We start from the raw sequence: 19,586 nt of genomic DNA, 5'->3' as shown, positions 1-19,586 counted from the left end.
TGGGCGTAGGTGGCCAGATAACGCTGCACGCATTCATCGAACAGCGCTTCTTTGGAGCCGAATGCGGCGTAAAAACTCGGCGCGGAGATACCGCCACCCAACCCGGCCTTGAGCTGGGCGAGGGAGGTGGCGTCGTAACCGTGCTGCCAAAACAGGTGCATGGCCTGTTCCACGGCCTGGTCTCGGTCGAAATTACGCGGGCGGCCCATTTGTGCCATGTGGGGAATCCTCTGGGTAAGCGAGATAAATACTAGTCGATACATAAGTCGTTGACAACGAGCTGTGTGTGCACGCAACATTTATATCGATCAGTATCTAAGTCATCTCAAGGAGTCTCCCGTGACACCCTCACTCAGCTTATCCGCGGCATCCGACCGGCTGCCCATTGGCGCCTTGCTCGCCCTGGCCATGACCGGCTTTATCTGCATCGTCACCGAAACCCTGCCCGCCGGGCTGTTGCCGCTGATCAGCGACGGCCTGGCGATTTCGCCGTCGATGGCCGGGCAGATGGTCACGGCCTACGCGCTGGGGTCGGTGCTGGCGGTGATTCCCATGACCATTGCCACCCGTGGCTGGCGGCGGCGCAACGTGTTGCTGCTGACTATCGTCGGCTTTCTGCTGTTTAACTCCATCACCGCGCTGTCGTCCCAGTACGGCGTAACCCTGGTGGCGCGGTTCTTTGCCGGCGTGGCGGCAGGGCTGGCCTGGAGCCTGCTGGCCGGTTATGCCCGGCGCATGGTTGCGCCGCATCAACAGGGTCGGGCGCTGGCACTGGCCATGGTGGGTACGCCGATTGCGTTGTCGCTGGGTGTGCCGCTGGGCACTTGGCTGGGCGGCCTGGTGGGCTGGCGTACGACGTTCGGCCTGATGTCGGCGCTGACGCTGCTGCTGATCGTGTGGGTGCTGGTGAAAGTCCCGGACTATCCACCGCAGCCTGCGCACCAGCGGCTGTCCCTGGGCCAAGTGCTGACCACGCCCGGCGTGCGGCCGGTGCTGGCGGTGGTGATCAGTTGGATGTTGGCGCACAACATTTTGTACACCTACATTGCCCCGTTTGTGGCGCGTGCAGGCTTGGCTGAGCGTGTGGATTTAGTCTTGCTGGTGTTCGGCATTGCCGCGTTGGTGGGGATCTGGTTGACGGCCAAGCTGGTCGAGCCGTTGTTGCGCAAGACGGTGCTGGTAAGCCTGGTGACGTTTGCAGCAGTAACCCTGGTGTTCGGCTTTTTGGGCAGCGTGCCGCAGGTGATCTACCTTGGCGTGGCCGTGTGGGGCCTGAGCTTTGGGGGGGCCGCGACACTGCTGCAAACCGCGTTGGCCGATGCAGCTGGAGAGGGCGCCGATGTGGCGCTGTCGCTGAACGTGGTGGCGTGGAACAGCGCCATTGCGGCCAGCGGCGTGGTCGGTGGCGTGTTGCTGGAGACGTGGGGCGCCGCCTCATTTCCATGGGCAATGGCGCTGTTGCTGCTGGTGGCGTTGGTGATTGCCTGCGCGGCGCATGCCCATGGCTTCAAACCGGGACGGCGGTCAGCCGATGGGCCAGCGGTGGCGGGGCACTAGGCGCTAAGCGAGCTTCACGGTCATGGTGCCGCCTGCCAGTTCGGCAAGTGGCTTCCCCGGCAGGCGCAGCATCCTGCGTGAAGCGCTGGCGTGCTTTAACGAGGTGGGGAGCCTGGCTCAGGCGGCCTGGAATTCGATCCGTCAGGCGTCGCACTAAAGTTTAAAGTGAGGGTCCATTAGGCTCCTCACTTTAAGATATAAAACATGCACTTACGCATTATTGCAGTCGGCCTGTCGGCGTGTGTTCTGCTCTCGCCCGGCGCGCAGGCCCGCAGCCTGCTGGACCTGATCAAACCACCGGCCCATGAACACACTTCGCGCTCAAGCTCCATCAGCCAAAGCGCGGCCCTTGGTCTCTATTCCCGTCAAGAAAAGCAGCTCTCCTTCGACGGCTGCGCGGACCTGTTTCCTGGCGCCACGCCGATCAACACGGCCACCGTACCCGCCTCGATGAAACCCATGGCGCTGTGTTCGGATCACTTTGCGGTGCTCTACTCGCAAACCAGCAAGACGCCTTTGGTGGTGGTCGAGCGTTTGAACGCCGCACAGTTGAAAGACGCCAAGGGTGAAGAGCGCACCAACCAGTTTTATCCCGATCCGCGCATTCCCAAAGGCGCCCGCGCCGAGCTGAGCGACTACCGCAGCCAGCACCCGGCGGTGGACCGCGGCCACCAGTCCCCAGCCGCCGATGCGCCAAGTGCAAATGCCATGGCGCAGTCCTTCGCCTTGTCGAACATGGTGCCGCAAGACCCCACCAATAACCGCAAGATCTGGAGCAAGGTTGAGGCCGACGTGCGCAAGTTCGCGGTACGTGCAGGCGGTAATGTGTTTGTGTTCACCGGCCCGTTGTTTGATGCCGGCTACAGCACCATCGGCGACAACAAGGTGTGGGTGCCGACACGCCTGTTCAAGCTGGTGTACGACGCTTCGTCCAAACGTGCCTGGGCCTATGTGCTGCCCAACGCCGAAACCCGTATCCAGAAGCCGATGGACTACGACACCTTTGTGAAAAGCACCGGGCTCAAGTTGCTTGGCAACTTGCCGGTTACCGGTTCAGTGGGGCGGACATGAGCCCTTTCGGCCGGTCTGACTGACGCTTGATCGGCCCGCTGTACTGACACCCACGGGGTGTCGGCACAGCGAGCGCCTCAGGGCTTTAGACTTTTTCGATCCAGCCTGCCGGCGCTTCAACGTCGCCGTTCTGGATGCCCGTCAACTCATTGAACAAACGTTGGGTCATCGGGCCGGCTTCATGTTCACTGTGGAATACATGCAGGTGATCGTTGTAGCGGATACCGCCAATCGGTGTGATAACCGCTGCGGTGCCGCACGCGCCGGCTTCCTTGTACGCCGCCAGGTTGTCGATATAAACGTCCTCTTCCACCGCCTTGAGCCCCAGACGGCTTTGCGCAAGCTCGATCAACGAGGCGCGGGTGATGCCAGGCAATACTGAAGGCGAACGCGGGGTCACAAAGGTGTTGTCATGGGTGATGGCAAAGAAATTCGCCGAGCCGACTTCTTCGATTTTTTTATGGGTCAGCGGGTCGAGGTAAATGCAGTCGGCAAAACCCGCCTGCCGTGCCTCGGTACCGGGTAGCAGGCTGGCCGCGTAGTTTCCGCCGACCTTGGCGGCGCCGGTGCCATTGGGGGCGGCGCGGTCGTAGTCCGAAATGATGAAGTTGCTCGGTTGCAACACGCCTTTGAACAACGCGCCGACCGGGATGCAAAACACGCAGAAGATAAACTCCGGCGCGGTACGCACACCGATGTTATCGCCCACACCGATGACGAAAGGTCGTAGATACAGCGAGCTGCCTGTTCCGTAGGGCGGCAGGAAGCGTTCGTTGGCCTTGATCACCTGCTTGCAGGCATCAATGAATTGCGCGGTCGAGACGGGCGGCATCAGCAGCCGTGAGCAACTGCGCTGCATACGGGCAGCATTCTGATCGGGGCGAAACAGGTTGATCGAACCATCCTTGCAACGGTAGGCCTTCATCCCCTCAAAACACTGCTGGCCATAATGCAACGCGGTTGAGCCTTCGCTGATATGCAGCTGGTTATCTTCGGTCAGTGCACCTTCCTGCCACTGACCGTCACGCCAATGTGCGATGTAACGAAGGTCGGTTTTCCTGTAGCTGAAACCCAGGTTATTCCAATCCAGTTGCGGATGTTCCATATCACGACTCCCGAACCCGGCTACGGGTGGTATTTATTGGTTCCAGTTGATGCTCAAGGAAGCATCAAGCCATTGGTGGTAAGCGCTCGCCGCCTCATCCGAGGCATGTACCGAGAAGATGAACCCTGGGTAGCCGCCAAACGCGGGAGGTGGTGGTGAAAGATGCCCTGCCTCGAAAAAAGTCACGATCCGGGCGGTTTCAGGGTGCTCCGCGACCTTTCCCAGCCCGCTGAAACCGTTGAAACGGCCATCGCCGCGCAGAGGAATGATGTAGTTTGCTGCCACTCTGGCGGCCGGCAGCACATCGGGCAGTGCCGGGGTGGGCAAACCCAGGGCGGCCTTCATGCACAGTGCGGCGAACGACACGCCGGTGCTCTGTTCCACCACAAAGTGCGAGACCCCCGAGCCCCCTATGCGTGCGCCGATTTCAATCACATACGCTTGCTGGTTGGCATCCAGGCGCAGCTCCACATGGGCGGCGCCCATGGTAATGCCCAGTGCCTTGACCCCGGCGCGCGCGGTCTCACACAGGGCCATGATCAAGGGGGCGTCGATATCTCGACGCTGGCGGTAGATCGTTTCTTCAAACCAGGGCCCTTCGGGTTGGCCCTTGTCGCCCACCGCCAGGACATGCACCCCTTCGATATCGACAAAGCACTCCACAACGAATTCTTTACCCGGCAAATACTGTTCAACAACCAGGCCTGCGGCTTTGTCCTGGTCATAGAAACGAGCCAGGTCCTTGCTCTGGACCTCCCAGACCGCGTTGACCAGGGCGGGAAGCTCTTCGGCCGTTTTGGCCAGCATCACACCGGTGCTCGACCAGCCGGAGAGCGGCTTGATCACCAGTGGCAACCCCAGGGCGCGGGTTTGCGACAGGTCGTGCGGGTTATCGATGTAGCAAAAGCCCGGCGACCTCAAGCCTGCCTCGGCAAAGGCCTGGCGCATCAGGTACTTGTTGCGGGCCAGCGCCGCCACATGGGGATCGATGCCAGGGGTACCGATTTTTTGCGCCGCCAGTGCCGTCCAGATGATCGCTTCTTCGCGAACCGTCATCACCCCGCCAATCCCTCTCTCTTGCACGCCGGCCCCGAACGCTTCCAACGCCACCTGCGGCTCGTCGAAAACCGGCAGCTGCCAGGTCGACGTGACTGCCGGCAAGTGCGCGGGGGCGCTTTCGGTCGTGTCGTAAATCAGTACCAGTTCAATACCTGCCGCTTCTGCGGCCTCAAATACAAAGGACAACTTGGCACTGCGGTGGCAAACCAACGCCAGCTTTTTCATTGTATTTCCTCACTAACCGGTTGGTTTGGGGGGCGACGCTTGAACGTCCAGCCCGAGACGCCTGATGCATCCATGAATAACAGGGTGATCCCCACCATGACCGCAATCATCGCGACGATTTTTACTGCACCCAACGTCGTGCCGGAGCCGATCAACCACTCACCGGTGACCACGGCGAACGGTGCCAGCAAGCCAATCGCATTGGCATACAGCACGCCGCCCTCGGCCAAAACCTTCTGGTACAACACATACACCGGCGCCGAGCAGGCAGCCCCCAGGATCAGCACTTTGAGCGCATCCTCAAGGTTCAGGCGCAACAAGGGCGCGGGGTCGAGAATGAACAGCGGCACAAAGCACGCCGCGGCGATCAGTGTGACCCAGGCCAGCGAGTTGATCAGTGGCAAATCCTTGAGGTAGCGCTTGGACAGCAGGCCATAAACGGCGTAGGAAAGCGCCGCGACCAGGGCCAGCGCAATGCCTGATGGGCTGACTGCGCCAACGTCGCCGGTGTGGGTGTTGAACGCCAGCGCCGCGACACTGACGATCACCACACCCGCCAGTTTGAGCCAGGAAAACCCCAGGCTGCGTGTCAGCAGGCCCAGCAGGTAGGTAATGCCCGGAATCGTCGCCAGGACCATGGTCAGGTCGCTGGCTTTCAGCGTTTTCAAGGCGCCGAAGCTGCAGACAAAATAGAGCGAGAACCCCAGGATCGACAGGATGAAAAACCCCGGCATCCTGGCGAGCAGCGGCTTGGATGCCAGCGGCGGTCGCGTGCCGAACGCCACGATCAACCATAAGGCGGCGGTTGTGGCCCACAGCCTGAGCCCAACGGCATGCATCACCGAAATGCTACCGAGCAGGTTTTTCGACAGCAGCCAACTGATCGAGAACAACGCGAGAATGGCCACGGTGAACAGCAGCAGACGGACCTTCAATGCATTCATTGGGGGCACTCGGCCAGAACGCGGCGTGCGTAGTGCGTGGCCGGGAAATTGAAACGTGCCAGTGGGGTTTGCGGTGTGCCCAGATGCTGCTGCACATAGGCTTTGGCACCCGCCAGATAGGTCTCGTCGTCGAGTGCTTCGAGGGCCTCGATATCGGCAATCATCGACACAAGCTTTTGGTCAAGACGCTCGCTGTCAAAGCTGAGGTGGCCGTGCTCGGTTTCGACCAATGCCTTGGCATTGATCAGCATTTCAAAGAGCAAAATCCCGGTGCCGGCATCGAACGTCATGTGTTGGTCCGAGCCCTTGGGGTAGCGGAACATGCGCTCGAGCAGAATGAACTCGGCGATTTCACGCCAAAAGTCCGGACGGTGTTCCAGCACCAGGCGCACCGTAATCAGGTCACACTTGGTTTCTTCCAGCAGGCCGGTAAACCAGTTCAGCTTTATGTACAGGTTTTTGTCCAACGGGCGTGGCCCGGTGTGGTGCGCATAGTCATGGTAATAACCCCACAGGCAACGCGCGTCGTACATGTCTGGCTCAGACATCTGGCGGCTGCTCAATTGGCCGAACAGGAACGGGCTTTGGCGCCCGAACAGACGGTCTGCCTCGACGAGTGTCTGTTCGTTGTAGATACGCAGAAACTTGCTGAAGAAGAACAGCGCGAAGGTTTGTTTATCGACCTTGGCTGCCGTCGCCACGGACTCTGGAAACAGCACTATGCAATTGCCTTGCAGGAACCCCTTCGAGGCCGCTCCAAGCTTGATGCATTGAAACGGTGCCACGTACTGCTCGGTGTACTGCGCGGCCTTTGCCAGGTAAGGGGTTTCACTGCGGTAGCCGGTGACCAGCTCCAGCCGAAAGCCTTCGGGGTCAGGGCCGTTGGTCGCGCGCATGGGGGCCAGTAGAAACAAGGCGTCGCCGGGTGCAGGGGTGTTGAAACTGGCGAGAGTTTTATCGAATAGAGGCCGTTGATCCAGGCCATTCTTCAGCCAGTTGCCCAGGTCTTCCAGGGTCGCCGTCAACAGCGGCGCAGATAGCCCGTCGATGATTGCGGCGTGCCGGTCGAGCTCGGTGATCAAGCGGTTGATGAGGGCATGGTCGGCTACGTTCGGCGCCTTGATGCTGCCATCCAGTTCCTGGCGGGCACGCACTTCATCGACGATATTGACCAGGGTCGACAGCGGATCAGGCTTTTGCATGGTCGGCTCGCTTCAGCGAATGGACCAGAAAGGCCATCGGCACCTGGCCGAAATCCTCAATGATGTTCAGCTCATGCAGGTCTGCCGCGACCACGGTGGTCACGCACGCATCTGCCTGGCCAGTGCTGCACAGCACGGCGGCATCGGCATTGCTGTTGGCGAACACTTTGCGGTAGTGGCTTGCCACCAGGGATTGGGGCGCGGGATGGGTTGCCACACTCTTTATCTGGTCGGCGCTGGTACGGCTCGCAAGCACCATGGAGTGGGTCGGCATGATGAAGCTGTCGCACAGCTCCATATCGCCCAGGCGGGTAAAAATCAGCGTATGCAAATCGGGGTACGCGGCGCAGCTTAAAAGATAGCCGTCCTGTTTTCCGGACAACTCATCAAAGGCTTGCTCAAGCGTCTCATGCAGAACAATTCGCTGCGTGCCATTGCGCGCTTCACGAGAATCAAGCCACCACTGCGCGGCGGTGGCGCAATTGGTACCCTCGGGGCCGAGCGTATAGATGGTCGGACTGATAGCCGTGTGCATGCTTTAACTTCCTTGTCAGAGCCCACCGGACAGCGGGCCAGAATCCATTCCTGCCACCCATTGGTGGCTGCCTTGGCGGAGGTTACTGTAGGTTTTTTGTTCAAGCAATACACCCGGCGAAACTAAACGTTGCCACCTTCGCAGGCGTTGCCTGGCCGTCTGAATTCCTGCAAAGGCCGACCCTGTCAGGGTTTATACTCACCGCCAAACTTCCCCCTCCGATCAAATCCGAGAAAGCCCATGAGCACCTCCCTTTCCCTGACCCCCGCGCGCAAGCCTATCGCGCCGTTGGCGGCTTTTATCATCCTGGTGGCCGGTGCCGTATTCCTGCAAAACAGCGTCGGCTCGCGCCAGGTGCTGTTGCTGGTGGTCGGCGCCGCATTGGGCTTGACCCTGTACCACGCCGCTTTCGGATTCACGTCGGCCTGGCGCGTATTTATCAATGATCGACGCGGCGCCGGTTTGCGCGCACAGATGGTCATGCTGGCGGTGGCGGTGTTGCTGTTCTTCCCGGCATTGGGCGCGGGCACGTTGTTCGGGCAGCCGGTGGTCGGGCTGGTAGCACCGGCTGGCGTATCGGTGGTGTTCGGGGCGTTTATCTTTGGTATCGGCATGCAGTTGGGCGGCGGTTGTGCGTCCGGCACGCTGTTCACCGTCGGCGGCGGCAATGCGCGCATGCTGGTGACGCTGCTGTTTTTTATCTGCGGTTCGCTGATTGCCACGCACCATGTGGATTGGTGGTTCGCGTTGCCGGCGTTCCCGGCGGTGTCCATCGTCAAGAGCTTCGGCGTGTTGCCGGCCATGATTCTGAGCCTTGCCGTGTTCGCGGTCATCGCGCTGGTCACCGTGCGTTTGGAGAAGGGCCGTCACGGCCAGCTTGAACCCGGCGTGAGCAGCGAGCACATCGGCCTGCGCCGCTTCCTGCGCGGGCCTTGGCCATTGGTGTGGGGGGCAATCGGTTTGGCGCTGCTTAACTATGCGACGCTGGCGCTGGCCGGGCGGCCATGGGGCATTACCTCGGCGTTCGCGCTGTGGGGCGCCAAAGTGGCCAGCGGCTTGGGTGTGGACGTGGCCAGTTGGGCGTTCTGGCAAATGCCGGGCAATGCCAAAGCCCTGGCAGCGCCCGTGTGGGAAGACATCACCAGCGTGATGGACATCGGCATCGTCCTCGGCGCGCTGTTGGCCGCGGGCCTGGCCGGGCGTTTTGCCCCAAGCCTGAAAATCCCGGCACGCTCGCTGGTGGCCGCAGTGATCGGTGGTTTGCTGCTGGGCTATGGCTCGCGCCTGGCTTACGGCTGCAACATCGGCGCGTACTTCAGCGGCATCGCGTCCGGCAGCCTGCATGGCTGGGTGTGGTTGGTGGCAGCGTTTATCGGTAACAGCGTCGGTGTGCGCCTGCGGCCGTTCTTCTTCGCAGGCGAGCGACCGCAGGTGGCCTTGAGCGGTTGCTGAACCCCAACGACCTATAAGGCAGGCCCATGATCAGAGAACTGAGAACCTTCGTAAGCGCCGCCCGCCGTGGCACTTTCGCCGCCGCCGGGCAGCAGGTGGGGCTGACGCAATCGGCGGTGAGTGCGCAGATCAAACACCTCGAGGACGCCCTGGGCGTCAAGCTGTTCGACCGCACCGGTCGCTCCGCCACGCTCAATGCGGCCGGGCAGCGCGCGGTGCCGCTGGCGGAGGAGATCCTCGATATTTTCTCGCGCATGGGCGCGCCCGACAGCGCCAACAACTTTCAGGGTTCGCTGCGCATCGGCGCCATCGGCAGTGTGCAAACCGGCCTCCTGCCCCAGGCGCTGGTCGCGCTTAAACGCCGCGCGCCGTTTATCGAGGTCAGCCTGGTGCCCGGCGTTTCGCTCAACCTGCTCAGCCAGGTGGATGCCGGTGAGCTGGACCTGGCGATCATGATCCACCCGCCGTTCAACCTGCCCAAGGACCTGAATATCGAAGTGATCGCCCGCGAACCCTTTGTGCTGATTACCGCCAAGGACGTGCAGGGCGACGACCCGCTGCAGATCCTGCGCGAGCAACCCTTCGTGCGGTATGACCGTGGCTCGTTCGGCGGGCGCCAGGTCACGCAGTTTCTCAAGGAACACAAGATCCAGACCCGGCAAGCGCTGGAACTCGACGAGCTGGACGCCATCGTCAAGATGGTACGCAGCGGCCTCGGCGTGTCGCTGGTGCCCCTGGCCGGCCTGTGGCTGGAACACGGCAGTGACGTGCGGGTTTTGCGATTGGACAAGCTCACGTTCTACCGTGAAATCGTGCTGCTGACCAAGTACTCCCAGCGCCAATTGCCGCTCTTCGAATTATTCAGGGCGTGCGTCATCGAAGTGCTGGGTGCGCCGAAGTAGGGCGCGAGCATCGAAATTATTGAGGCTCAGGGCGAAGGATATCCGCTTTATCCGTGGGGCTTTCTGGTGAAGAATCGGGTTCTAACCAAACAGAACCTGCAGGTAGCCACCGTGAGCCTTTCTCCCTTTCACCTAGCGATTCCCGTCTACGACCTGGCCGCCGCGCGTCATTTCTACGGCGATGTGTTTGGCCTTTCGGAAGGTCGCTCCAGTGCGCAATGGGTCGACTTCGATTTCTACGGCCACCAACTGGTGATTCACGAGCACCCCAAGACGCATTCCCAGGAGTCGGTGCACTCCAACGCGGTGGACGGTCACGATGTGCCGGTGCCGCATTTCGGCATCATCCTGCAGTGGGACCAGTGGGAAGCCTTGGCCGATCGGCTGCGCGCGCGGGAAACCCAGTTTGTGATCGAACCCTACATCCGCTTCAAGGGTGAGGTAGGCGAGCAGGCCACCATGTTCCTGTTCGACCCGTGCGGCAACGCCCTGGAGTTCAAGGCGTTCAAGGACATGAGCCAGCTGTTCGCCAAGTAATTGCTCACCGTGCGCAAACGTCCCAGGGTGATTTGCGCCGCTGAGCCGGTATGTCTGAATCGGTCCTCAAGTGGTCCGGCACCTGCCTGTCGCTCATCGGCGCGGGTGCTTACCATGGCTTGCATCAACCACTGTGATGCAAGCCACAAGGACCTGTCATGAGCCGCAAAGCCCTTATCGTTATCGATGTGCAGCATTCGTTCCGTCATTCTGCTTACTGGTCCGAAAATGACCTGCCGTTGTTCCTGGAAAAACAGCAAGCGCTGATCGATGGGTGTGTTCAACAGGGCATCCCGGTGATACAAGTCTTCCATGTTGAAGACCAAGGGCACTTTTCGATGGCATCGGGCAATGTCAAAACCTTGAGCGAGTTGTCGATCAACCCCGACCTGATCATCCACAAGCGCTTTCACAGTGCTTTCGCCGGCACGCCTTTGGCTGCACGGCTTACGGAGATGGGCGTGAGCGCGCTGATCATCAGTGGCATCCGCACCGAACAGTGCTGCGAAACCACCACCCGGCAGGCGTCGGACAGCGGTTTTGCGGTGGATTTTGTCAGCGAGGCGACCCTGACCTTCCCGATGACCCACGCACGCAGTGGCCGCGAATACAGCGCCGCCGAGATTCGTGAGCGTACCGAACTGATGCTGGAAGAGCGCTTTGCGCGCATCGTCACCGTCGCCCAGGCGCTGGAGCGTTGAACCCGTGAGCGTGCCGGTGCTGTTCGTGCTGTTGCCCAATGTGCTGATGCTGGACTTGGCCGGCCCCGCCGAGGTGCTGCGCCTGGCCGCGCAGAGCGAGGACCCTGCGGCTCTCGACTTCGACTTGCAGTACGTCAGCCCGGTGCCGTCCCTGCAAACCTCGATTGGCTTGCCGCTGGCCGGCTTGGCGCCCCTGCCGCCAAGCCTGGCGCCCGGCACGCTGGTGGTGTTGGTCGGCTCGACGTCAAAGGTGAGCAAGGCGCAGCAGCAGGCGTTCGAGTCGGCCAGCGACACCTTGACCCAATGGCTGCAAAGCGTGTTTGCAGCGTCGGGCCAGCGGCTGGTTTGCGTGTGCGCCGGCGCATTAAGTGCCGCCCGCGCGGGGTTGCTCGATGGCCGCCAGTGCACCACCCACCACGCGCTGTGCGAGGCATTGCAGGCCCTGGCGCCCAAGGCCCGCGTGCTGGAAAACCGGCTGTATGTCACGGACGGCCCGGTCAGTTGCAGCGCCGGTGTCACGGCGGGCATCGACCTGATGCTGCACCTGCTCGCCGAGTTGGCCGGGCCACGCCTGGCCTGCAGTGTGGCGCGCGACATGGTGGTGTACATGCGTCGCAGCGGCGCCGACCCGCAGCTCTCAGCCTGGATCACCGGTCGCAACCACCTGCACCCGGCCGTGCACCGTGTGCAGGACGCCATCACCGCGGCGCCCTGTGAAGCCTGGACCGTCACACGCATGGCCGAACTGGCGTGCACCAGCAGCCGACACCTGGCGCGGCTGTTCCACGAACACGTCGGCATCAGCCCGTTGGACTACCTGCACACGCTGCGTATCACCGTGGCCCGTGAACTGCTCATGGCGTCGAGCCTGGACATGGAAACCGTCGCCGAGCGCGCAGGCTTTGGGTCAGCCCGGCACCTGCGGCGTATCTGGAGCAAATATGAGGTGGGGACGCCTTCAAGCGGGCGTGTCGGCGCCGCTGGTTGAGGCTTGATCGGCCTCGGCTTCAAGTTTGGCGCGGTCTGCCTTGCTGATGTACTTGTCTTTGCTTTTCGGCGCCAGTTTGGCGCTGGCCTTCTTGGCTTTAGCCTTGAAGAGCTGCTTGAGTTTTTTCTGGCGGTTCATGTGTCGGTGCCTGATGGGTGAAGGCCCGGATGATATCAGGTTAAAAACCTGGGTCGCTTTTTAGCGTCAATCTGTGCATTGAACACCCTGGGGTTTTACCAATAATCGGGCCGTGAATTCAGCACAAACGGAAAAAACCGATGAGCCTCCACACCCGCACCAAACGCCTCACCGTCCCGCAACTGGTCGCCATGAAGGGCCAGCAGAAAATCGTCTCCCTCACCGCGTACTCCAGCGCCATCGCCAAGCTGATCGACCCGCTGGTCGACTTCATTCTGGTGGGTGATTCCACGGCGATGGTCGGCTACGGCCGGGCCTCGACCTTGAGCATGCAGTTGGAAGAAATCATCGGCCACACCCGCGCCGTGGTCGACAGCACGCGCCTGGCCTGCGTGATTGCCGACATGCCCTTTGGCAGTTATCAGGAATCCAACGAGCAAGCGTTTCGCAACTGCGCCCAAGTGCTGGCGCGCACTGGTTGCGATGCGCTGAAGCTGGAGGCCAACGTGGCGTTGGCGGGCACCGTCGAGTTTCTGGTGGCGCGCGGCATTCCGGTGATGGCCCATGTGGGGCTGATGCCGCAGTTCGTCAACGTGATGGGCGGCTTCAAGGCCCAAGGGCTTACCGCCGAAACTGCTGCAGTGATTGCCGCGGATACCCGTGCCAACCTGGAGGCGGGCGCCTTCGGCCTGCTGCTCGAAGGTGTGGCCGAAGGCGTCGCGCGGCAGATCACCCTGGATTCAAAGATGCCCACCATCGGCATTGGCGCTTCACCGGCCTGCGATGGCCAAGTGTTGGTGACCGAAGACCTGTTGGGCCTGGGCGGCGAACACCTGCCGCGCTTCGTCAAACAGTACGCAGATGTAGGCGCGGTGATTCGCGATGCCTGCGAGCGGTTTGCCGACGATGTGCGCCATGGCCGTTTCCCTGAAGCGCGGCATTGCTACGGGCTTTGATCGATCGTCTCGGCCAATCGCTTCACGGCCTGGGCGATATCCTTGCTCCAGTCGAGGGTGTAGCTCAGGCGCAGGTGTTGCGGCCAGGCGCCATGCTGGCTGAACAGCTCGCCAGGGGCGATGACGATGCGTTGGGCCAGCAGGCGCTCAAATACCTGACGCATATCCACCGCATGCGGTGCTTGCAGCCAGAAGCTGGCGCCGCCTTGGGGCGCGATCACCTGCCAATGTTCCTCCAGCAAGGCTTTCATGCCGGTCATGCGCTCCAGCAGCAGCGCCCGCAGCGCTTTTAAATGCGCGTCGATACGCTTGGAGGTGAGCAGCTTGGCGATCGCCTTTTGCCGGATCGGTGACAGGCGAAACCCACGCTCCAGAAACACCCGCTGCAATTGCGGCGCGTGCCCGTGGCACACCGCATAGCCATACGGCGCTTCCGAGCCGATGACTTTATCGAAGGTCGAAAACACCAGCAGCTTCTGCAGGTCGGCGAAGTCGCGATAACGCGGCGGCGGCGCTTCGAAATACAACTCGCCGTAAGTGTCGTTTTCGAACAGCCAGATATCCCGCGCCGCCAGCCAGCGGCAGATCTGCTGCTTGTCCTGTGCCGGCATCACGCCGCCCTGGGGGATATTCACCGTCGACGACAGCACCGCCAGGCGAATCGGCTCACGCATCAGCACGCCTTCCAGCGCCGCCAGGTCGAAACGCCCGTGGGCGTCGAGCGGCATTTCGATCACGCGAATCTTCGCCGCTTGCAACTGGCGCAAAATCGCCCACGAACACGGTGACTCCACCAGCGCCACGGTGCCGCACAGGTCCAGGGCATTAAGTGCCGCATCCAGCACGCTGTGCAAGTCCGCGCCGATATACACCTGGTCGGCCTGCCAGTAGCGGTCGGCGGATTGGGTGTAGCGCTCGGCCAATGCGGTGCGCAACTCGGGCTCACCGAAGGGTAAGTAAAGCGGCGCCAGCGAGCGTGGGTGCTGGCGGGTCAGTTCACGCTCAAGCATCAGCAGCGGGTTTTCCAGCGACAACAGCATCGCCGGTGCATCGCTGCTCAAGGCAAGCATTCCCGGCTGGCGGGCATTGGCGAACACTTGGTCGAGCAGGTTGGTTTCAGTTGTTACCCGTGCAGCCATGGCCCTCGTGAAATAACCCTGTTTGGGCCGCGCGTAGATCCGCCCTTCATCCTCAAGCAAGGCGTAGGCGTACTTGGTGGTCGACACCGATACGCCAAGGCGCTCGGCCAATTGGCGCAGGGACGGCAGTTTGCGTTCGCCTGACGACGGGCTGGCGTCGATCAACTCGACGAGGTAACGGTAGACCGTCTGATAGGCAAAGCCGGCGTCTTTGGGTTTATCCATGGTCCTTTGAGCTGCGCAAAACAGAGTGGGAAGAGAGCCTGGCAGTATCACTCAAGGCGATCTTATTTGCGCGCGTCTCGGGCTGAACAGCCCACGGCTCGGCCCATTGGGTTTGAGGCAACCCATCATGAACAGGGCTAAAGGTTTAGTGAAATCGTTTCATTATCTCTTGCTCTATAGCCAGCATAGACTCCACCTTAATTATTGAAACTGTAAAGACTTGGGTCAAACGTCGGCGTGTTGCTAAAAGACAAGCAGTGAACTCAAGTCTGTCTCAACTTTTAAGGTGTCAGGTGGTCATGGATAACGCGTTTGAATTTACGATTAAGAGTGTTTGTTTTGACGAGCACTATCGCCCCTCCGAAAACACGCGCACCACCACTAACTTTGCTAATTTGGCCAGGGGCGAGCGTCGTCAGGAAAACCTGCGCAATACCTTGACGATGATTAATAACCGCTTCAATGCCTTGGCGCATTGGGATAACGCTGGCGGTGATCGGTATGCGCTCGAACTCGAGATTGTTTCGGCTGAAATGCAGATCGGTGTTGAAGGCAATGGGCAGGCCATTCCGCTGATTGAAGTGTTGAAAACCACGATTGTGGACCGTAAAACCAATGAGCGCCTTGAGGGCATCGTCGGCAATAATTTTTCTTCGTATGTACGCGACTATGACTTTAGCGTGGTGTTGTTGGGCCACAACAGAGGCCAGTCTGAATTCAGCACGCCCGATAATTTTGGCGACTTGCATGGCAAGCTGTTCAAGTGCTTTGTGAATTCAGCGGCGTACAGGCAGCACTTTAAGAAGTTGCCTGTCATCTGCTTGAGCGTTTCGAATACCAAGACCTATCAGCGAACTGAAAACCAGCACCCGGTATTGGGCGTTGAGTATCAGCAGGATGAGTATTCGCTGACCGATGAGTACTTCAAGAAGATGGGCTTGAAGGTGCGCTATTTTATGCCACCCAACAGTGTTGCACCCTTGGCATTTTATTTTTTCGGTGACGTGCTGAGTGATTACACGACGCTTGAACTTATCAGCACCATTAGCACGATGGACACTTTTCAAAAGATTTACCGGCCTGAAATTTACAATGCCAATTCTGTCGCCGGAAAACGCTACCAACCCAGTTTGAAGCATCAGGATTATTCATTAACACGCATTGTTTATGATCGAGAAGAGCGTGGTCGGCTGGCGATTGAGCAGGGCAGGTTTGTTGAGGAAAATTTCATCAAGCCCTATCACGCTGTGCTTGAACAGTGGTCCGCGCAATACGCCGCTTGACTCATCAAACTTACAAGGTTGTGCCTGTCATGAAAAAGTTATTACCCACTTCTACAGCTGGCAGCTTGCCAAAACCGGCCTGGCTTGCTGAGCCCGAGACGCTGTGGTCACCCTGGAAGTTGCAAGGTGACGAATTAATTGAAGGCAAGCAAGATGCCTTGCGCTTGGCATTGCAAGAGCAGCAAAACGCCGGGATTGATATCGTCAGTGATGGCGAGCAAACCCGCCAACACTTTGTCACCACGTTTATCGAGCACCTCAGCGGTGTTGATTTCGAGAAACGTGAAACCGTCAGGATTCGTGATCGCTATGACGCGAGCGTGCCGACGGTTATAGGCGCCGTTGCGCGCCAAAAGCCGGTGTTTGTCGAAGACGCCAGGTTCTTGCGCCAGCAAACCAACCAGCCGATCAAATGGGCGCTGCCAGGCCCCATGACCATGATCGATACGCTGTATGACAACCACTATAAAAGCCGCGAAAAACTCGCGTGGGAATTCGCCAAGATCCTCAACGAAGAAGCCCGGGAACTGGAAGCTGCGGGCGTCGACATTATTCAGTTTGATGAACCGGCCTTTAACGTGTTCTTTGACGAGGTGAATGACTGGGGCGTCGCCACCCTGGAACGGGCCATTGAAGGCCTTAAATGCGAAACGGCGGTGCATATCTGTTATGGCTATGGCATCAAGGCCAACACCGATTGGAAAAAGACCCTGGGGTCGGAGTGGCGGCAATATGAAGAAGCCTTCCCCAAGCTACAGAAATCCAGCATCGATATCATTTCGCTGGAATGTCACAACTCCCATGTCCCCATGGACCTGATTGAGCTCATTCGTGGCAAAAAAGTCATGGTTGGGGCCATTGATGTGGCAAACCACACCATTGAAACGCCCGAAGAAGTGGCCAATACCCTGCGCAAAGCCCTTCAGTTTGTCGATGCCGACAAGCTTTATCCGTGCACCAACTGTGGTATGGCGCCCTTGCCTCGCCGCGTGGCAAGGGGCAAGTTGAATGCGTTGAGTGCTGGCGCAGAGATCGTTCGAAGAGAGCTCAATAACGCGCGTTGAGCCACCATTGGAAGGGGTGTACCAAGTTGCACTCCCTGTTCAGGATTTACCATGTCATTTCCCACTACGACGGTCGAGCCACTGAGCTTTCGCGAAGCGCTCGGGCACTACGCGTCCGGTATTACGGTGATTACCTCGCACCTGGATGACGAGCCGGTCGGCTTCACGTGTCAGTCGTTCTACAGCGTGTCGATGAGCCCACCGCTGGTGTCATTCAGCGTAATGTCCAATTCGGCCAGCTACCCCAAGATTCGCCAGGCCGGTCGATTCGTGGTCAATATCCTGTCGGGTGAGCAGGCCGGGATTTCCAACCAATTCGCCCGCCGCGGCACAGACAAATGGCACGGCGTGCAATGGCAGCACTCGCCTTTGGGTAATCCGATCATTGCCGGCAGCCTGCACTGGCTGGATTGCGAAATTCACGCCGAACACGCCGCCGGTGACCACCTGATCGTGATTGGTGAAGTAAAGGCGTTAAGTCTGCGAGCAGCGGCTGCGGCGAAGCCCTTGCTGTATTTCAAGGGGCAGTATTGCAACATCGCCGCACAGGGCGTGGTTCACGGGTAGGTAAAGGTGTGGTTAATAATGTAAGTGCCTAGCGTGTTCGTACGCGCTGTCACCCAGGCAACGGTCATACCGCGTTTTATTTGATCGTCAAGTTCTGATCGGGTTGTGCACAGTTCGATATCGCGCTCAGTGTGTAGATCCTTGATCCATAAGCCCGCCTCGCAACGACTATATTTCCCATAAGCCGGTCCCGGAAACCTGATTTCATAGACGGATTTATAGTGGATTACTTCGCCAGGCAGCAGGTAGACGCACACGGCATAACTATTCAGGAGGAAAACGAATCCAAGGCTGAAGCCCCCTAAAAACTTGTTAGTCGAAGACATATTAGTGCTGTTGGGCGGGCGATTGCGTTCGGGCCTGAACGCACAATAGAGGCCTGTCACAACGCCGAATACCACATAGGTCGTCCATTCAGGAATCCATGCCATCAAGATGGTTTGCCTGGCAACCCGAGAGGCCCAGCCCATGTAAAACATCCATGCCCCAAGGACGAGAAGCACTAATATCAACGCCGCTATTCTTTTGAATTGTCTCCCGAGTGAGGGGTGTTTCATTGTTTTTTTTGCTCGGTTCGTTGGTCGGCTGGGTAGCGTTGAGTGAACACCGGTGTGTTCAACCGATCAATCCACTCAAGCAAAATACCATCTAACCGGGCGCGACGACGCCCACTACTTCTCTGTGCGGCGCCGCAGCAACGAGTGACTTAGCTTCGTAAAAACTCAAGCAAATCCGCGTTGATGACATCCGCATTCGTCGTCGGCATCCCATGGGGAAACCCTGCATAGGTCTTCAACGTGCCATTCTTCAACAGTTTTGCCGACAACGGCCCGGAATCTTCATACGGCACAATCTGGTCATCATCGCCGTGCATCACCAGCACGGGGATCGTGATGCGCCGCAAAGCCTCAGTAAAGTCCGTTTGCGAAAACGCCACAATCCCGTCGTAGTGGGCGATTGCGCAACCCATCATGCCTTGTCGCCACCAGTTCTGGATCACACCTTCCGACGGTTTGGCACCCGGCCGGTTGTAGCCATAAAAAGGCCCCGATGGTACGTCGCGATAGAACTGCGCACGGTTGGCTTTGAGCTGCGCCTGCATGTCGTCGAACACCGACTTGGGCAAGCCGCCTGGATTGCTCGGTGTTTGCAGCATCAACGGTGGCACGGCGCTGATGATGGCGGCTTTGGATACGCGGTCTTCGCCGTGGCGGGCAATGTAGTGAATGACTTCGCCACCGCCGGTGGAGTGGCCCACATGGGCGGCGCCCTGTACACCAAGGTGGTTGACCACGGCGGAGACGTCGTCGGCGTAGTGGTCCATGTCGTGGCCGTCCCAGACCTGGCTGGAGCGGCCATGGCCGCGGCGGTCGTGGGCGACGACGCGGTAACCGTTAGCCAGGAAGAACAGCATCTGCGCATCCCAGTCATCGGCGCTCAGTGGCCAGCCGTGGTGGAAGAAGACCACCGGGGCATCGCGTGGGCCCCAGTCTTTGTAAAAGATCTCAACGCCGTCCTGCGTAGTGACATACCCCATGTTCATCTCTCCAAAGTGATTGATCGGCCATCAACAGCAACGTGTTGATCGTGACCGGTTGAACAAAGTGCGGCTCAACCGATGGGCGGCCACGCTTGGCTGCCTGATCACTTGAGGTTTACAGTCCGCCTCAAGGTCAATGTGCGCGCGGAGTGGAACATGAGAATAGGCGAACTGGCGAAACTCAGCGGGTTGGCGCCATCGCGCATCCGTTTCTACGAAGCGAGCGGCCTGATCAAGTCGGTCACGCGCAAGGCCAACGGTTATCGGGACTATGCGCCGGAGGCAGCGGGGATGTTGCAACTGATCACGGGCGCACAGGCGGCAGGGTTTTCCCTGGAAGAAATCCGCCAATTGCTGCCGATGAACGCTGGCGGCTGGCAGCATGAGGCGTTGCTC

22 protein-coding genes are annotated in these 19,586 nt (G+C 59.6%); 12 read left to right on the top strand and 10 right to left on the bottom strand.

What is annotated here, in order from left to right; translation table 11 throughout:
• Window positions 1–218: TetR/AcrR family transcriptional regulator (locus tag FEM54_RS04555; protein ID WP_138449680.1), on the bottom strand; the 218-nt coding region annotated here is incomplete at its 3' end.
• 121 nt (window positions 219–339) lie between these two features.
• On the opposite strand from FEM54_RS04555, the gene FEM54_RS04550 reads away from it, so the two are divergent.
• Window positions 340–1,557 carry an MFS transporter gene (locus tag FEM54_RS04550; RefSeq protein ID WP_138449678.1) on the top strand — a complete coding sequence of 406 codons (1,218 nt, stop codon included), beginning with the start codon at window positions 340–342 and terminating at the stop codon, window positions 1,555–1,557.
• A gap of 204 nt (window positions 1,558–1,761) precedes the next feature.
• Window positions 1,762–2,628, top strand: a complete 867-nt coding sequence (locus FEM54_RS04545; RefSeq protein WP_017136998.1) for a DNA/RNA non-specific endonuclease — start codon at window positions 1,762–1,764, stop codon at window positions 2,626–2,628.
• Between the two features lie 85 nt (window positions 2,629–2,713).
• Here FEM54_RS04545 and FEM54_RS04540 read toward each other — a convergent pair whose 3' ends face one another.
• From FEM54_RS04540 to FEM54_RS04520, 5 genes are read right to left on the bottom strand one after another with little or no spacing between them, the layout of a single operon-like run.
• On the bottom strand, window positions 2,714–3,733 hold the full coding sequence (locus FEM54_RS04540) for a branched-chain amino acid aminotransferase (protein WP_017136997.1): 1,020 nt from the start codon (window positions 3,731–3,733) through the stop codon (window positions 2,714–2,716).
• 33 nt (window positions 3,734–3,766) lie between these two features.
• On the bottom strand, window positions 3,767–5,017 hold the full coding sequence (locus FEM54_RS04535; protein ID WP_138449677.1) for an ATP-grasp domain-containing protein: 1,251 nt from the start codon (window positions 5,015–5,017) through the stop codon (window positions 3,767–3,769).
• On the bottom strand, window positions 5,014–5,961 hold the full coding sequence (locus tag FEM54_RS04530; RefSeq protein WP_138449675.1) for a DMT family transporter: 948 nt from the start codon (window positions 5,959–5,961) through the stop codon (window positions 5,014–5,016). Before FEM54_RS04530 ends, FEM54_RS04535 begins: the two co-directional genes overlap by 4 nt.
• Window positions 5,958–7,163, bottom strand: a complete 1,206-nt coding sequence (locus FEM54_RS04525; protein WP_099548950.1) for a DUF6421 family protein — start codon at window positions 7,161–7,163, stop codon at window positions 5,958–5,960. The genes FEM54_RS04530 and FEM54_RS04525 overlap by 4 nt, the downstream gene beginning before the upstream one ends.
• The gene (locus FEM54_RS04520; protein ID WP_017136993.1) at window positions 7,150–7,698 is read right to left on the bottom strand and encodes a type 2 periplasmic-binding domain-containing protein; all 549 of its coding nucleotides are present in this window, start codon (window positions 7,696–7,698) and stop codon (window positions 7,150–7,152) included. Before FEM54_RS04520 ends, FEM54_RS04525 begins: the two co-directional genes overlap by 14 nt.
• A 240-nt stretch (window positions 7,699–7,938) precedes the next feature.
• Here FEM54_RS04520 and FEM54_RS04515 point away from each other — a divergent pair, with 240 nt between their 5' ends.
• The 5 genes from FEM54_RS04515 (at window position 7,939) to FEM54_RS04495 (ending at window position 12,278) form a co-directional block, all read left to right on the top strand.
• Window positions 7,939–9,150 carry a YeeE/YedE family protein gene (locus FEM54_RS04515; protein ID WP_017136992.1) on the top strand — a complete coding sequence of 404 codons (1,212 nt, stop codon included), beginning with the start codon at window positions 7,939–7,941 and terminating at the stop codon, window positions 9,148–9,150.
• Window positions 9,151–9,176: 26 nt separating this feature from the next.
• Window positions 9,177–10,052 carry a LysR family transcriptional regulator gene (locus FEM54_RS04510; RefSeq protein WP_138449674.1) on the top strand — a complete coding sequence of 292 codons (876 nt, stop codon included), beginning with the start codon at window positions 9,177–9,179 and terminating at the stop codon, window positions 10,050–10,052.
• Window positions 10,053–10,163: 111 nt separating this feature from the next.
• Window positions 10,164–10,589, top strand: coding sequence for a VOC family protein (locus FEM54_RS04505; RefSeq protein ID WP_138449673.1), 426 nt, complete (start codon window positions 10,164–10,166; stop codon window positions 10,587–10,589).
• 158 nt (window positions 10,590–10,747) lie between these two features.
• Window positions 10,748–11,290: a cysteine hydrolase family protein gene (locus FEM54_RS04500; RefSeq protein WP_138449672.1), complete on the top strand. Its 543-nt coding sequence runs from the start codon at window positions 10,748–10,750 to the stop codon at window positions 11,288–11,290.
• A 4-nt stretch (window positions 11,291–11,294) separates the two neighbouring features.
• Window positions 11,295–12,278 carry a GlxA family transcriptional regulator gene (locus tag FEM54_RS04495; protein ID WP_017136987.1) on the top strand — a complete coding sequence of 328 codons (984 nt, stop codon included), beginning with the start codon at window positions 11,295–11,297 and terminating at the stop codon, window positions 12,276–12,278.
• On the opposite strand, the gene FEM54_RS04490 is transcribed toward FEM54_RS04495, so the two are convergent.
• Window positions 12,249–12,416, bottom strand: coding sequence for a DUF2986 domain-containing protein (locus FEM54_RS04490; RefSeq protein WP_017136986.1), 168 nt, complete (start codon window positions 12,414–12,416; stop codon window positions 12,249–12,251). The two genes, FEM54_RS04495 and FEM54_RS04490, sit on opposite strands and share 30 nt — an antisense overlap.
• A 140-nt stretch (window positions 12,417–12,556) precedes the next feature.
• On the opposite strand from FEM54_RS04490, the gene panB reads away from it, so the two are divergent.
• On the top strand, window positions 12,557–13,372 hold the full coding sequence (panB, locus tag FEM54_RS04485; protein WP_138449670.1) for a 3-methyl-2-oxobutanoate hydroxymethyltransferase: 816 nt from the start codon (window positions 12,557–12,559) through the stop codon (window positions 13,370–13,372).
• Here the strand turns inward: panB and FEM54_RS04480 are convergent.
• A complete protein-coding gene (locus FEM54_RS04480) occupies window positions 13,360–14,736 on the bottom strand; it encodes an aminotransferase-like domain-containing protein (protein WP_138449668.1) in 1,377 nt (458 codons plus the stop codon). The genes panB and FEM54_RS04480 overlap by 13 nt on opposite strands.
• Before the next feature lie 299 nt (window positions 14,737–15,035).
• Here FEM54_RS04480 and FEM54_RS04475 point away from each other — a divergent pair, with 299 nt between their 5' ends.
• Genes FEM54_RS04475 through FEM54_RS04465 form a run of 3 tightly spaced genes read left to right on the top strand, consistent with a single transcriptional unit; the run spans window position 15,036 to window position 17,650 of the window.
• Window positions 15,036–16,019: a DUF1852 domain-containing protein gene (locus tag FEM54_RS04475; protein ID WP_138449666.1), complete on the top strand. Its 984-nt coding sequence runs from the start codon at window positions 15,036–15,038 to the stop codon at window positions 16,017–16,019.
• Window positions 16,020–16,048: 29 nt separating this feature from the next.
• Window positions 16,049–17,083: a methionine synthase gene (locus tag FEM54_RS04470; protein WP_138449681.1), complete on the top strand. Its 1,035-nt coding sequence runs from the start codon at window positions 16,049–16,051 to the stop codon at window positions 17,081–17,083.
• A gap of 51 nt (window positions 17,084–17,134) precedes the next feature.
• On the top strand, window positions 17,135–17,650 hold the full coding sequence (locus tag FEM54_RS04465; RefSeq protein WP_017136981.1) for a flavin reductase family protein: 516 nt from the start codon (window positions 17,135–17,137) through the stop codon (window positions 17,648–17,650).
• Here the strand turns inward: FEM54_RS04465 and FEM54_RS04460 are convergent.
• Together FEM54_RS04460 and FEM54_RS04455 are read right to left on the bottom strand one after the other, a co-directional pair.
• Window positions 17,641–18,120 carry a hypothetical protein gene (locus FEM54_RS04460; protein WP_099549007.1) on the bottom strand — a complete coding sequence of 160 codons (480 nt, stop codon included), beginning with the start codon at window positions 18,118–18,120 and terminating at the stop codon, window positions 17,641–17,643. The genes FEM54_RS04465 and FEM54_RS04460 overlap by 10 nt on opposite strands.
• A 236-nt stretch (window positions 18,121–18,356) precedes the next feature.
• A complete protein-coding gene (locus tag FEM54_RS04455) occupies window positions 18,357–19,187 on the bottom strand; it encodes an alpha/beta fold hydrolase (protein WP_138449665.1) in 831 nt (276 codons plus the stop codon).
• A gap of 159 nt (window positions 19,188–19,346) precedes the next feature.
• Here FEM54_RS04455 and FEM54_RS04450 point away from each other — a divergent pair.
• Window positions 19,347–19,586: MerR family transcriptional regulator (locus tag FEM54_RS04450; RefSeq protein ID WP_138449663.1), on the top strand; the 240-nt coding region annotated here is incomplete at its 3' end.

Source organism: Pseudomonas edaphica (assembly GCF_005863185.1).
GTDB classification, from domain to species: Bacteria; Pseudomonadota; Gammaproteobacteria; order Pseudomonadales; family Pseudomonadaceae; genus Aquipseudomonas; species Aquipseudomonas edaphica.
The sequence above is the reverse complement of the archived record's forward strand: the minus strand, read 5'-3'. Positions and strand labels throughout refer to the sequence as shown.

Bases quoted from the DNA above. Each gene is read 5' to 3' on its own strand.
- FEM54_RS04545 (WP_017136998.1), top strand. From the start codon at position 1,762: ATGCACTTACGCATTATTGCAGTCGGCCTGTCGGCGTGTGTTCTGCTC.
- FEM54_RS04540 (WP_017136997.1), bottom strand. From the start codon at position 3,733: ATGGAACATCCGCAACTGGATTGGAATAACCTGGGTTTCAGCTACAGG.
- FEM54_RS04535 (WP_138449677.1), bottom strand. From the start codon at position 5,017: ATGAAAAAGCTGGCGTTGGTTTGCCACCGCAGTGCCAAGTTGTCCTTT.
- FEM54_RS04530 (WP_138449675.1), bottom strand. From the start codon at position 5,961: ATGAATGCATTGAAGGTCCGTCTGCTGCTGTTCACCGTGGCCATTCTC.
- FEM54_RS04525 (WP_099548950.1), bottom strand. From the start codon at position 7,163: ATGCAAAAGCCTGATCCGCTGTCGACCCTGGTCAATATCGTCGATGAA.
- FEM54_RS04520 (WP_017136993.1), bottom strand. From the start codon at position 7,698: ATGCACACGGCTATCAGTCCGACCATCTATACGCTCGGCCCCGAGGGT.
- FEM54_RS04515 (WP_017136992.1), top strand. From the start codon at position 7,939: ATGAGCACCTCCCTTTCCCTGACCCCCGCGCGCAAGCCTATCGCGCCG.
- FEM54_RS04510 (WP_138449674.1), top strand. From the start codon at position 9,177: ATGATCAGAGAACTGAGAACCTTCGTAAGCGCCGCCCGCCGTGGCACT.
- FEM54_RS04500 (WP_138449672.1), top strand. From the start codon at position 10,748: ATGAGCCGCAAAGCCCTTATCGTTATCGATGTGCAGCATTCGTTCCGT.
- FEM54_RS04490 (WP_017136986.1), bottom strand. From the start codon at position 12,416: ATGAACCGCCAGAAAAAACTCAAGCAGCTCTTCAAGGCTAAAGCCAAG.
- panB (WP_138449670.1), top strand. From the start codon at position 12,557: ATGAGCCTCCACACCCGCACCAAACGCCTCACCGTCCCGCAACTGGTC.
- FEM54_RS04480 (WP_138449668.1), bottom strand. From the start codon at position 14,736: ATGGATAAACCCAAAGACGCCGGCTTTGCCTATCAGACGGTCTACCGT.
- FEM54_RS04475 (WP_138449666.1), top strand. From the start codon at position 15,036: ATGGATAACGCGTTTGAATTTACGATTAAGAGTGTTTGTTTTGACGAG.
- FEM54_RS04470 (WP_138449681.1), top strand. From the start codon at position 16,049: ATGAAAAAGTTATTACCCACTTCTACAGCTGGCAGCTTGCCAAAACCG.
- FEM54_RS04465 (WP_017136981.1), top strand. From the start codon at position 17,135: ATGTCATTTCCCACTACGACGGTCGAGCCACTGAGCTTTCGCGAAGCG.
- FEM54_RS04460 (WP_099549007.1), bottom strand. From the start codon at position 18,120: ATGGGCTGGGCCTCTCGGGTTGCCAGGCAAACCATCTTGATGGCATGG.
- FEM54_RS04455 (WP_138449665.1), bottom strand. From the start codon at position 19,187: ATGGGGTATGTCACTACGCAGGACGGCGTTGAGATCTTTTACAAAGAC.